11 protein-coding genes and 1 pseudogene are annotated in these 11934 nt (G+C 75.4%); 7 read left to right on the forward strand and 5 right to left on the reverse strand.

Annotated elements, in window-relative coordinates:
• Positions 1-100 precede the first annotated feature (100 nt).
• Complete coding sequence (gene ddaH / locus ACFY07_RS23520) at positions 101-943, forward strand: dimethylargininase (RefSeq protein WP_390871353.1); 843 nt, start codon at positions 101-103, stop codon at positions 941-943.
• A 34-nt stretch (positions 944-977) separates the two neighbouring features.
• On the forward strand, positions 978-2222 hold the full coding sequence (locus ACFY07_RS23525; RefSeq protein ID WP_390871355.1) for an ATP-grasp domain-containing protein: 1245 nt from the start codon (positions 978-980) through the stop codon (positions 2220-2222).
• 276 nt (positions 2223-2498) lie between these two features.
• Here the strand turns inward: ACFY07_RS23525 and ACFY07_RS23530 are convergent, their stop codons facing one another.
• On the reverse strand, positions 2499-2936 hold the full coding sequence (locus tag ACFY07_RS23530; protein WP_390871356.1) for a MarR family transcriptional regulator: 438 nt from the start codon (positions 2934-2936) through the stop codon (positions 2499-2501).
• Positions 2937-2993: 57 nt separating this feature from the next.
• Between ACFY07_RS23530 and ACFY07_RS23535 the strand changes: the two genes are divergently transcribed.
• Together ACFY07_RS23535 and ACFY07_RS23540 are read left to right on the forward strand one after the other, a co-directional pair.
• Entirely contained in the window at positions 2994-3359 is a 366-nt protein-coding gene (locus ACFY07_RS23535; protein WP_390871358.1) for a hypothetical protein, read from the forward strand.
• Positions 3356-3691, forward strand: a complete 336-nt coding sequence (locus ACFY07_RS23540; RefSeq protein ID WP_390871360.1) for a YrdB family protein — start codon at positions 3356-3358, stop codon at positions 3689-3691. The genes ACFY07_RS23535 and ACFY07_RS23540 overlap by 4 nt, the downstream gene beginning before the upstream one ends.
• 175 nt (positions 3692-3866) lie before the next feature.
• Here ACFY07_RS23540 and ACFY07_RS23545 read toward each other — a convergent pair whose 3' ends face one another.
• The 3 genes from ACFY07_RS23545 to ACFY07_RS23555 form a co-directional block, all read right to left on the reverse strand.
• Complete coding sequence (locus ACFY07_RS23545; RefSeq protein ID WP_390871361.1) at positions 3867-4721, reverse strand: alpha/beta fold hydrolase; 855 nt, start codon at positions 4719-4721, stop codon at positions 3867-3869.
• Positions 4722-4917: 196 nt separating this feature from the next.
• Positions 4918-6243, reverse strand: a complete 1326-nt coding sequence (locus ACFY07_RS23550; RefSeq protein WP_390871363.1) for a hypothetical protein — start codon at positions 6241-6243, stop codon at positions 4918-4920.
• 346 nt (positions 6244-6589) lie between these two features.
• Positions 6590-8050 (reverse strand): hypothetical protein, encoded by a 1461-nt coding sequence (locus tag ACFY07_RS23555; RefSeq protein ID WP_390871365.1) that lies wholly within the window; start codon positions 8048-8050, stop codon positions 6590-6592.
• An 856-nt stretch (positions 8051-8906) separates the two neighbouring features.
• Between ACFY07_RS23555 and ACFY07_RS23560 the strand changes: the two are divergent.
• The 3 genes and pseudogenes from ACFY07_RS23560 to ACFY07_RS23570 all read left to right on the forward strand — a co-directional run bounded on the left by ACFY07_RS23560 (position 8907) and on the right by ACFY07_RS23570 (position 11040).
• Positions 8907-9485 (forward strand): annotated as a pseudogene (locus tag ACFY07_RS23560) (HAD domain-containing protein).
• 652 nt (positions 9486-10137) lie between these two features.
• Positions 10138-10389: an integrase gene (locus ACFY07_RS23565; RefSeq protein WP_390871367.1), complete on the forward strand. Its 252-nt coding sequence runs from the start codon at positions 10138-10140 to the stop codon at positions 10387-10389.
• A gap of 291 nt (positions 10390-10680) precedes the next feature.
• Positions 10681-11040: an integrase core domain-containing protein gene (locus tag ACFY07_RS23570; RefSeq protein ID WP_390871369.1), complete on the forward strand. Its 360-nt coding sequence runs from the start codon at positions 10681-10683 to the stop codon at positions 11038-11040.
• 111 nt (positions 11041-11151) lie between these two features.
• Here ACFY07_RS23570 and ACFY07_RS23575 read toward each other — a convergent pair whose 3' ends face one another.
• Positions 11152-11934, reverse strand: a complete 783-nt coding sequence (locus ACFY07_RS23575) for a thioesterase II family protein (RefSeq protein WP_390871371.1) — start codon at positions 11932-11934, stop codon at positions 11152-11154.

Here is an 11934-nt window from a genome sequence, read left to right on the forward strand (position 1 = left end):
CGTCCCGGCCCTCGCGCCCCGGCCCCGCCCCCGCTCCCGCTCCCGGTCCCGGCTCCGCACGCCCGGACCGCGGCCCCCCACACCCCGGAAGGACTCCCCCGTGACCGAACTCCTCGCACCCGAGGCCGCCCCGGCCCGGCGCCAGGCGCGCATCCGGAACTACGTGATGTGCCGCCCCGACCACTTCGAGGTCAGCTACAGCATCAACCCGTGGATGGACCCCGGGAAGCCCACCGACCGGGCCCTGGCCGTCGCCCAGTGGGAGAGCCTGCGCACCCTGTTCGTCGAGCTCGGCCACTACGTCCAGACCATCGACGCCGCCCCCGGGCTGCCGGACATGGTGTTCGCCGCGAACGGCGCGCTCGTGGTGGACGGCAAGGTCCTGGTCTCCAGGTTCCGCCACCCCGAGCGCCGGGCCGAGGCCGGGCTCTGGGCCGAGTGGTTCCGGGAGCAGGGGTACACGGACGTGGTCCGGGCCGCCTTCACGAGCGAGGGCGAGGGCGACTACGTGACGACCGGCAGAGCGGTCCTGGCCGGCAACGGCTTCCGCTCCGACCCCCGCTCGCAGGCCGAGGCCGAGGCCCTGTTCGGCCGCCCGGTGGTCGGCCTGAGACTGGTCGACCCGCGCTTCTACCACCTGGACACCGCGCTGGCCGCGCTCGACGACGACGAGGTCGTGTACTACCCGGGCGCCTTCGACGCGGAGAGCCTCGAGGTGCTGGAGGGCCTGTTCCCGGACGCCGTCCTCGCGGACGAGGAGGACGCCCTGGTCTTCGGGCTCAACCTGGTCTCCGACGGGTGCAACGTCATCCTCCCCGAGCCCGCCGCCGGCCTGGCGGCCAGGCTCCGCTCCCACGGCTTCCGCACCCACCACGTGGACCTGTCCGAGCTGCTCAAGGCGGGCGGCAGCGTCAAGTGCTGCACGCTCGAGATCCGCCACTGACCCCTCCCTTCGTCCCGGTATCAGGAGAAGCACCATGACCGAGCGGCCCTGGATCATCGTCGGCTACGTCAACGTCCTCCCCTTCATCAAGGAGTTCGCCCCCGGCTCGGTGATCGTCGTCGACGAGCCGGACGTGATCCGCAAGTGCGACGTCAAGAACGCCCTCGAGGGCGCCGCGATGCTGCGCGGGCTGATCGAGTGGGAGTACCAGCTCCCCGCCGCGGCGGACGAGTTCTTCGCCGCCCACCCCGACCTCGACCCGGCCGTGGTGGCCCCGCTGGTCGAGTACGCCACGCCGTTCGCGGCCCGGCTGGCCGAGCGGTACGGCCTGCCGGGGGCGGGGTCCGGGGCGGCCCAGGTCATGCGGGACAAGTCGCTGCTGCGCCGGGTCACCCGGGCCGCCGGCATCCTCAACCCGGCGTCCCGGGAGGTCGCCTCCCCGGACGGGGTGCGGGAGTTCGCCGCCGCCCACCCCGGCCCGCTGGTGCTCAAGCCCGCCGACCGGCAGGCCTCCGTCGGCACCCGGGTGCTGCACTCGCTGGACGGCCTGGACGCCGTCTGGGCGGAGTGCACCAGCCAGGACGAGGGCAACCGGGTGCCGGACCGGGAGCGCGAACTGCGGATGCTGGTCGAGCAGTACGTCCACGGTGAGGAGTACAGCGTCGAGCTGCTGGTCCGCGAGGGCGAGGTGCTGTTCTCCAACGTCACCGGCAAGCTGCTCTACCCGGGGCCGCGCCCGATCGAGCTGGGGCACACGGTGCCGGCCGCCGGCATCCCGGCCTCCCTGAGCGGGCTGCTGGTGTCCCGGACCGAGGCGGTGCTGCGCGCGGTCGGCTTCGGCAGCGGCATGGTGCACTGCGAGTGGATCGTCAGCGACGGCCGCCCTTACCTGGTGGAGTGCGCCGGCCGGTTCCCCGGCGACGGCATCCCGATGCTGATCGAGGAGGCGTACCGGATCAACCTGGCCGGGGCGTTCTACACCGTCATGCAGGGCCGCCGCCCGGAGCCGCTGCCGCGGCGGGCGGCGGGCGGCGCCGCGGTCCGCTTCATGGAGGCGGCGCCCGGCGAGGTGGTGTCGGTCGACGGCGCCGAGGAGGCGGCCCGGCGGCCGGACGTGCTCTCGCTCTCGCTGCACCTGGAGTCCGGGGACACCGTGCACGAGCTGCGCAGCTCCTGGGACCGGGTGGGCTCCGTGATGACCAGGGGGGCCACCTCGGCGGACGCCCTGCGCAACGCCGAGGCGGTGGTCGACGCGATCCGGATCACCACCGCCGTCTGAGCGCGCCGACGCCCCGGGCACGCCGCCCCGGGCACGCCGCCGCGTCGGGGCTTCTCGGCCGGGGCGCCCGGGCCGGGGCTCCCCCTCACAGTCGGTCGGGGGCCGGCCTCCGATCCCCGGGGCCGGCCCCCGGCCGGCGTGCGGGCCGGGGCGGCCCGCCCGGAGCGGGCCGGCGCTCGGGCCCGGTCATGGCCGACCCGGGGGAGGCCGTGCCGGGGGCGGAGGCCGGGAGCTCCCGGTGCGGGACAGCGCCAGGACGCCGGGACCCGTCCGGCCCTAGAGGCCCCTCCCCACCAGCTCCAGCGCTTCCCGCAGGGCGGCGACCTGAGAGTCCGTCATGGCTGCGGTGAGCTCGTCGTCGAGTTCCCGGGCCGCCGCCGCGCAGCGGGCGAGGAGGCCGCGGCCCTCGCGGGTCAGCGTGAGCACCTGACGGCGGCGGTCCCGGCTGTCCCGGGTGCGCTCCACCGCGCCGCACGCCTCCAGGTGGTCCGCGAGGGACACCACCAGGCTGGGTGCGACACCGAGCCGCGCCGCGAGGTCCTGCTGCGACGGTGCGCCTCCGGCGGCCAGCGCCGCCAGCAGGCCCGCGTGCTTGGGCTTGATCCCGAGGGGCTCGACCCTGGCCGCGAAGCGGCTCTCCGCCACCGAGCCCAGGGCGCCGAGCCGGTAGGCGACGGTGGACCCGAGCTCCACTGCTCCCTTGACGTCAGTCATGGCAGGAATGATAGCTTCTCCATATCATTCACGACTCGAATGATTACGGGGGACGACATGACCGCCCTGCTCCTCGCCGACGCGCCCGCCGCGTCGGCCTCCGCAGGATCACGTGCCGACGGAATGCCGCGCCCGGGGCCGGGCCTGCCCCGGGGCGAGCAGGCCACCGCCGGTACCGGCCTCCACGCCCGGGCCCACGCCGCCCGGACCTGCGCCGCCCGCGCCCTGCCGCCGGGGCCTGCGGCAGCCTCGCTGCTCCCGGACGGCGGCCGCTCCGCCGCCGCGCCGATGCTGCTCGTCGCCGGTCCTGCCCAGGCCGGCGACTCCGTGCCCGGCGGGCACCGGCGCCACCTGGGGGCGACCCTCGGAGCAGGAGCCCTCGCCGTGCTGCACCCGGTCCCCGCCTGGCCGGTGCAGCGGTGATCCGGCATGCCGTCGAGGGCGTGGACGCGGTCCTCGCCCTCCTGGTCGAGCTCGCCGTCTACGCCGCCGCGGGATACTGGGGCTTCACCCGCGACGGGGGCCTGCCGAAGCGGCTGCTCCTGGCCGTCGGCACCCCGGCCCTGCTCATCCTGGCCTGGGGCCTGTTCGGAGCACCCACCGCGACCCACCCCGTCCACGGACCGGCCCGCGCCCTCCTCGAGCTCTGCTGGTTCGGCAGCGGGGCCGCCGCTCTGTGGGCTTCGCGCGGCCGCCGCCCGGCCCTCCTGTTCGCCGCGACCTACCTGCTGAGCACAGCTGTCCGGTTCGTCTGATCCGGCGCTGCGACCGTCCGCCCGTCGAAGCCCTGCCGATCCGGGCGGTCGCAGCCTCCGCGCTCCCCCGGCCGGCGCGGAGGACGCGGAAGCGGCCCGGTTCTGCCGGCCGCGGTCCACGACCCGGGGGCGCGACGGCTGGAGCCGCCCCGCACCCGGTGGGCCCGTGGTCCGCTCAGACCCGGGCCAGGAAGTCCGCGACGGTGCGGGCGAAGGCCTCCGGGCCGTCCACCCACGGGCTGTGCGCCGCGCCCGCCTGGACGACGTGCTCCCCGCGGGGGAAGAGCGCGGCGACCTCGGCGGCGGCGTCCGGGCGGGGCGAGCCGTCCAGTTCGCCGGAGAGCACCAGGACCGGCGCGTCGAGCCTGCTCAGCACCGCGCGGGCGGTGCCGGCCGCGTCGAAGGCGCCCGGGGCCAGGTAGGCGTCCGCGGCCTCCGCGTCGAACCACTCCTCGCACGCCGCCGCGTGCGCCTGCGCAGCGGCGTCCCACCGGCCGTAGGCGAGCCGGTCCAGCAGTGCGAAGTCGTCGCCGTCCGCGTCCCCCGCGACCGCCCGCTCGAAGGCCGGCACGACCTCGTCGAACCACGGCTCGTCCCGCCGCAGCTCCAGCGCCTCGCGGCGCCGCTCGACGGGGAAGTCGATCCCCGCGGTGCGGGCCCGCGCGCAGACCAGCACGAGCGAGCGCACCCGCTCCGGGTGGCGGGCCGCGTAGGCCAGCACGAGGTCGCCGGCGACGGAGTGGCCGAGGAGGTCCAGCTGCTCCAGGCCCAGGGCGGTGCGCAGCGCCTCCACGTCCTCGGCCTGCCGGTCCACCCGGGAGCCGGCCGGGTCGGCGGGCCGGGCGGAGTCCCCCGTGCCGCGCAGGTCCAGCAGCACCAGCTCCCGCTGCGCGGCCAGGCCGCCGAGGTCGCCGAAGTAGGCGGACGGCATCATCGGCCCGCCGGGGATGCAGACCAGCGGACCGTCGCCCCCCGAGCCCGTGCGGTGGTAGGCGAGGCGGGTCCCGTCGGGCGCTTCGAAGGTCGGCATGGGCAGGATGGTCGCAGACGGCGGGGACGGTCCGCCACGGGTTCGGGGCTTCGGCGGGGCTCCGACGGAGAACCGCGGCCCGGCCGGGCGGGCGGCAGGTTCGGTCGGCGGCGTCCGGTCGGCAGCGTCCGGTCGGTTCCGGCCGGGCGGACGCCGCGGCGGCCCGGCCCGCGGTCCGGGCCGGGCGTGCGAGGCCTCACCGGAAGCGGGAGCTGGGCACCGGTCCGGGCGAGCGGGCGGGGTCGCGCGGGCCGAGGAGCCACCGGTCGCGCACGGCCGCGGCGAAGGCGGCGAGCGCGGCCTCCGGGTCGGCGGAGGTCTCCCCGTCCCCGGGGTCGGGGGTGGGGTCGGCGCGCAGGATCTCGGCGGCCAGCTCGGCCTCGGACCGGTCGTCGGCGGGCAGGCGCTCGGCCTCCCCCTCGGCCGTGAAGCGCGTCCTCACCCCCCAGGGGGCGACGGCCGTCTGGTGGAGGAGGGTGGTGATGTCCGCGGTGACGGCGGGGGGACCGGTCCAGCATGACGCGTGCTCGAAGAGGACCTGTCCGGGGGCGCGCTCGCGCAGCCGCGCCGCCGCGTCGGGGTCGGTCCCGGTGAGGTCGTGGGCGACCACCAGGGTATCGGCGCGGTCCGGCGCGAAGGGCTCGCTCGGCAGGCCGAGGAGCTCCGCGGCGGCCAGGCCCAGGACGCGGCTGCCGCGGTCGGGCAGCAGCGCCACGGCCCGGGGACGGCTGCCGGTGGCGTCGAGCAGGAGGCGCATCCGGTGCAGGCCCTGCAGGCACAGGTCGTAGCTGTCCTGCAGGTAGGCGTAGCGGCCGGTCATGCCGGCGGCGAAGCCGTACGGCGACAGGGTGCCCAGCAGGCCGCCGGTGAGCGCGAAGTGCCAGCCGCGCAGGTCCCGACGGTCCAGCGGGGAGGCGGTGCGGGCGAGTTCGGCACGCTCCAGCATCCGGCCCAGGCGGCCGTGGGCCCCGGGCCACGGGTCCGGTGGAGGCGCCAGGCGGCGGAAGGCTCCGGCGGCCCGGTCGAGGTCGCCGGCCATCAGCGCGTTGCAGGCGAGCAGGTAGCGCTCGGGCCAGTCCTCCAGCACGTCCTCGCGCTCCGCCAGGAGCTGCACCGCCTCGCTGTGGCGGTGCTCGTCCTCCAGCGCGGAGACCAGCTCGGCCCTGATCCCGCGGGCGTCCGGCACCTGCCGCAGTGCCTCCCTCAGGGCCGGGACGGCCAGGTAGGACACGCCGCGTTCCACACAGGCGTACCCGAAGTCGTACAGGGCCCGCGGCCGGCGGGAGTCCTCCGCGAGCGCCGTGCCGGCCGTGGCGAGGTCGTCGAACCCGCAGGCCGCGGCGGCCCGCGCCACCACCCGGGCCAGCTCGCCCAGGTCGTCGCCGACCGGCTCCGGCTGCGCCGTGAACGACCGCAGTTCCCGCAGGGCGCCCGGCACGTCGCCGGCCGCCACCTGCTCCCAGGCCCGGGCCAGCTCGGGCCGGGTCGGCGGGCGTTCCTTCCTGGAGGACCGTCTGAACATGCCGCTGATCATGACTGCGGGCGGGAGGGGACGGCAACCGAATACCGGGGTGCGCGGCGCCGGGGGCCGGCCGTCGCACCACCGGCTCCCCGGATGCGGGGCTCCGGCCCCCCGCACGGCGGCCGCCGCCCTCCGGAACCTGCACGTCGCAGGCCGCGGAGGGGATCCCCGGCACCCGCAACCCCGCCATCGCCACCGGCCGGCCGACCTGCTGACCGGACGGCCGGACGGCCGGTGCCGGGCGCCCCGACAGCGCACCCGGCACCGGCCCGGGACCTCGGCCCGGCACACGCGACCGGCCTGCCGGTGCCGCAACCGACCCGACCGGCCGCCCGGGGTCCGGGACTCAGCGGGCGTACCCGGAGACCCGGTACAGCCTCTCGCCGTGGGGCCCGACGGCGACCGGGTGCGTGAGACCGGGGGTCCGCCGCGGGGAGTCGCCCTGGGCGGCGATCACCCAGGAGACGTGGTACTTGCGGAGGATCGCCTCACGCTGCGCCCTGCTCGCGGAGGCGCTGAAGAAGCGCACGGTGTCGTCCCTCCGGACGGACCAGTCCTTGAGGAAGGGGTCGGGGAAGAGGCAGAAGACGACGTAGCCGCCGTAGGCGGGCAGGCGCCGCTGCGCGTGGTAGCTGTCGGTCATCACCACGTCGCCGCGGCGGACGTAGGGGGTCGTCCACGTGTAGCCGCTCAGGATGTCCAGGTGCGGGACGGGGGTGTCGCGGGTCAGCGAGGAGGAGCCGGTCACGGTGTAGGAGACCGTGCCGCACTGCACCCACAGGCCCGCCAGGAGCCCGCAGGCCACCAGCGGGGTGAGCACGCGCCGCACCAGGAGGCCGCCGCCGCGCTCCGCCACCTCGACCGCGGCGGCGAACTGCAGGGCGATCAGAGCCCCCGGCAGGATCCTGCCGAAGGCCCAGTGCCCGCTCACCGCGCCGGCGAGGTAGACCGCCGTGCACCCCGCGAAGAGCAGCAGCAGCGGGTCGAGCAGCCGCCTGCGCGCCCGGGCGTAGAGCGCGGGCAGGCCGACGAGGGCGAAGCCGAAGTGGGCGAGCAGCATCTGGTACAGCGGCTTGTGGATGCCGTCCATCTCCGGGCTGTTGCCGAGGGAGAAGAACCGGTAGTACGGCCACAGGGCCAGGATCACGGCCGTCAGCGCGATGCCGGACCCCACCCGCAGGCAGGCCCGGCGGTCGAGGGAGCGCCACGAGGCCGCGGCGAAGGCGACCGCGCCGATGACGGCTATCGCACCCGTGAACTGGTGCACCAGCAGGACCAGCGCCGCGAACGCCCCCAGCCCGAGGCAGTCCGGCCACCGCCAGCCGCGCCGCGCCACCAGCGGGAGGAAGGCCCACAGGTGCAGGGTGAGGCCCCAGCCGATGGTGCTCGGGTAGGACAGGCTCAGCGCCCAGGAGGTGAGCGACAGGAAGCCGCTCCAGCTCCACACCTGCGGGCCCCACAGCAGCATCACGCACAGGAACGCCAGCACGGGCGCCCACCGGGCCGGCGTCAGGGCGCGGGTGAGCCGGAAGACACCCGACACCATGACCGGCAGCGAGATCAGGCCGCCCACGGACAGGAGGTGGAAGGTCCCCAGGCCCGTCAGCCTCCCGATGAGCGTGAGCGACACCGTCCAGGGCGAGTAGTACGGGCTCGGCGTCTGCTCGGCGACCATGGGGTTCCCGGGATGGGTCAGGCTCGCCCGGAGCCGCTCCAGGGTGGCCGCGTGCACGCCGAGGTCGCCGCCCCAGGGCAGCCAGAGGCAGATCGGGACCATCAGCGCGAACACCAGGCAGCTGAACCACACGTACGGATGGGCAGCCCGGCGCCGGAGCGTCGACGGCCGCGCACCACCGTCCGCCGGGGGTATGCCTGCACCGGCCTCGACCGGTATGTCCGCGCTCGCCGTGCTCGTCATCCTGCCTCCGCAACCACTGGAAACCTCGCCTCCACCTGTTCCGCCGCCCCGGCGCCCGAGGCCCGGCCGCGGACTTCCCGCCCCGGCGCTCCGGGCCGGGAGGGGCAGGTCGACTGCCGCATCCGGACCGCCCCCTGCAGCCCGAGCGCCCCCTCGCCCCGTGTCGACCGGGCGAGAGGAAGATGCACGCGCAGCGACCGCAGGCAAACTACTACACGTCGCGTGCGAGGTTGCTCCGAGTGCGGACGCCCCTGACCACCGGATCCGTGGATCCGGGAGGGAAGCAGGGAGGGGACGTCCGTCGAAGTGCGGCGGCGGGTTCCGGCGGGACGCGATGGGCCTGCCGGCCCGGTCCACGGGCCGGACGGTCGACTGCGCGGACGCAGGCGGACGACCGTGCGGGGCCACGCCGCGCCGCCGACGCCGGGGCCGGAGCCGGAGCCGGAGCCGGGGCCGGCCGGGCGGGCGGGCGGGCGGGCGGGCGGACTTCACCTCACGGAGCCCGGTGCGGCCCCCGGGCCTCCGCCGAACCCTGCGGCCGGCTCGGGGTCACCAGGTCGACGGGTGCGGCCGGCACCGGCGCGGACACCACGGCCTGCGGGAGTTCCCAGAGGCGTGTCCACCGTCACGGGGAGCACCCGACCTGCCGGGAACGGACGGCCACCCCACCGCCGGTCGGCCCGGCCGCTGCACCCGCCGGACATCCGGGTGTGCGACCGGTCTGCCGGAAGCTACCGTGCAGGCCATGACCGCGTCCGTGCAGCGCCCCCTGCTCCTGTTGGATGTGGACGGACCGCTCAACCCCTACGCCGCGAAACCGGAGCGGCGGCCGGCGGGCTACGCCACCTTCCGCATGCGCCCGGCGTCCTGGTCGGCCTCCCCGGCGGCCTCGCGCCCCTACGGCAGGCTGCGGGCCGCCGGGTACGTCAAGCCGTTGCGGGTGTGGCTCGACCCCGACCACGGGAGGCGGTTGCGGGCGCTGCCGTTCGAGCTGGTCTGGGCGACCACGTGGATGCACGAGGCGAACGAGTAAATCGCCCCGGCGCTCGGTCTGCCCGAGCTTCCGGTGATCGAGTGGCCCTCGGCCGACCTGCACCGCCAGGACCCCGAGGGCCTGCACCGGAAGACCAGGCACGTGGCCCACTGGGCCCGAGGCCGTGCCTTCGCCTGGGTCGACGACGAACTCACCGACGCCGACCACGCCTGGATCGCCGCCCGCCACGACCGGCCCGCCCTGCTCCACCACGTCGACCCGCGCCGCGGCCTCACCACGGACGACTTCGCCGCGCTGGAGGCCTGGGCGATCCGGAGCGCCGCGCGATGACCTGCGCAACCGGGTTCCTCCACGTCCCGCCCGGCCGCACCGCCGCCGAGGTCCCGGCGCAGCGCACCGCCGGCCACAGGGCCACCGTGGCGTCCGGTCGTGGCGCCGCACGTGGTCCCGGCGCAGGCTCCGCCGCGTGACACCCCGCGCGTCCCGGGACCGTTCGAGGCGGGCCACCCGGGCGCTCGGCTCCGACGGCTCGGGTGCCACCGCGATCTCGGGACCGTCCTCGGGACATGCCACGCGCGGACGGCGGACGACATCGTGTTCGCCGCCGATGCGGCGCCCGCCACTACGGTGGACAGCCCACCGACGCGGAAGGGGGGAGTGCGCCCATGGCGCGGACGGATACGGTGACGCTGCGGCGCCCGACCGGGCGTGAGGAGGTCGCGCTGGTCGAGGCGCCGGGTCGGCGGGCGTGGCCGCCCGGGCCGCCGGAGCAGCCGGTCCTCTGCCCGCTGCCGCACGAGGACCGTGCGCTCCGCACCGCCCGGGGCCGGCTGCGCGACGACGTTCCGGGGGGACGCCGCCTTCACGGCCCGCTCCCCGGGCCGGCAGACCGGCCGCCGAACCCTGAAGGGTGCCAGAAGTCACGCGCAGCATCTGATCAGGCGCATTGCAGTTCCGATCGGTCATGGCAGGCTCGGACCGCATGGCGTTGCGCGTGCTCTACCTGATCTTCGTCCGGCTTCTCGGACTGCTCCTGCTGCTGTCGCGTTCGGACGCGGCCAAGGACGTTGAACTGCTCGCGCTGCGCCATGAGGTCGCGGTCCTACGCCGCCAGCTCGGTGCCCGGCCCAGTCCGACCTGGCCGGACCGCGTGGTGCTCGCCGCCCTCGCTCAGCACCTGCCCGCCGGACTGCGCCGGCACCGCCTGGTCACCCCCCGCACCCTGCTCACCTGACACCGCCGCCTGCTCCGCTGGAAGTGGAAACAGAAACCCGCCCGCACCGGTCGGCCGCCGATCCCCGAGGAGCTGGCCGCCCTCATCCTGCACCTGGCCCGCGAGAACGCCACCGGGGGGCTGCACCCGCATCCAGGGTGAACTACAGCGGCTCGGCCACCGCGTCGGCGCCTCCACATCACGCCGATCCGGCTAACGCCCAGCTCAGCGACCATACGAGACTTTTGGAACCCCACAGCCACCGCGCACCCGACCGCGGACTGGGTGGTGCAACTCGGGCGCAATCTCGCCATGGACCTCCAGGATGCAGGCAGCACGGCCAAGTTCTTGATCCGCGACCGGGAGTCCAAGTTCACAAAAGCCTTCGACGCCGTGATGGCAGACTCCGGCCTGGAGATCGTCCTCAGCGGCATCCGGGTTCCGCGGATGAACTCGATCACGGAGCGGTGGATACAAACCTGCCAGCGCGAGTTGCTCGACCGCACCCTCGTACGGGACCAGCGACACCTGCTCCACGCCCTGCGCGAATTCGAGTCGTACGACAACGGCCACCGCCCCCACCGGGCCCTGGCGCAAGCGGCTCCGCTCCGCCCGCTGCCCGAACCGACCACCGACCCCGAACAGATCAAACATCTGAACATCCACCGATGAGATCGACTCGGCGGAAACCTCCACGAGTACCAACATGCCGCCTGAACAGCCTGGATGATGTATCGGCACCCGTAGTGCCCGGGCCGGGCCGTGCCCGGGCCGGGCAGGTGGTCAGGCGCGACCGGACGCGGATACCAGGGTGGCCTGGACGGTCTCGAGGATCGCCGCCTGCGAGCTCCTCACGAAGAAGTGGTCACCGGCAAGAACGTGCAGCTCGAATTCTGCCGTCGTCTGCTCGCGCCAGGCCTCCATGCGCGCGGGCGGCACCTCAGCATCCTCGGCCCCGGCGAACGCCACTACGGGGCAGCCGAGCGGCGGCTCCGGTCGGTGGCGGTACGTCTCACACACGGAGAAGTCCGCACGAATGGCTGGCAGTAGGACTTCCAGCAACTCGGGCTCGGCGAGAACGTCTTCCGGAAGACCGCCCAGTGTCCGGAGTTTCGCGACCACCATGTCGTCGGGCTGGTCGTGGACAGCGGGCTGTTCGCGCGGGAGCTGCGGCGCGGGCCCACCGGAGACGAAGAGCACGCATGGCTCCCGCAAGCCCCGTCGGCGCAAGGCCCGCGCCAGTTCGTACGCCAGGAGGGCCCCCATGCTGTGGCCGAACAGGGCGTAGGGTAGGCCGAGTTCGTCCCTGATCGCCGTTGCGAGCGCGTCGACGAGCGGCTCGCAGTCGGTGAAGGCCTGGTCGCGCCAGCGCGACTGGCGGCCGGGCAGCTCGACCGGGCAGACCTCGATCGTGTCGTCGAGGGCAGAGGCCCACGAGGCGTAGGCCGACGAGCCGCCGCCGGCGTGGGGCAGGCACAGGAGTCTGACGGCGGGTGCGACCGGGCGCCGCGCGCCCACGATCCAGCCGTGGGCGCGCTTCGCCGCGATGGCTGCGGTGCGGTTCAC

The sequence above is a fragment of the Streptomyces sp. NPDC001380 genome (genome assembly GCF_042895785.1).
GTDB lineage: Bacteria > Actinomycetota > Actinomycetes > Streptomycetales > Streptomycetaceae > Peterkaempfera.

Bases quoted from the DNA above. Each gene is read 5' to 3' on its own strand.
- ACFY07_RS23545 (WP_390871361.1), bottom strand. From the start codon at position 4,721: ATGCCGACCTTCGAAGCGCCCGACGGGACCCGCCTCGCCTACCACCGC.
- ACFY07_RS23565 (WP_390871367.1), top strand. From the start codon at position 10,138: ATGGCGTTGCGCGTGCTCTACCTGATCTTCGTCCGGCTTCTCGGACTG.
- ACFY07_RS23530 (WP_390871356.1), bottom strand. From the start codon at position 2,936: ATGACTGACGTCAAGGGAGCAGTGGAGCTCGGGTCCACCGTCGCCTAC.
- ACFY07_RS23570 (WP_390871369.1), top strand. From the start codon at position 10,681: ATGGACCTCCAGGATGCAGGCAGCACGGCCAAGTTCTTGATCCGCGAC.
- ACFY07_RS23550 (WP_390871363.1), bottom strand. From the start codon at position 6,243: ATGTTCAGACGGTCCTCCAGGAAGGAACGCCCGCCGACCCGGCCCGAG.
- ACFY07_RS23535 (WP_390871358.1), top strand. From the start codon at position 2,994: ATGACCGCCCTGCTCCTCGCCGACGCGCCCGCCGCGTCGGCCTCCGCA.
- ACFY07_RS23525 (WP_390871355.1), top strand. From the start codon at position 978: ATGACCGAGCGGCCCTGGATCATCGTCGGCTACGTCAACGTCCTCCCC.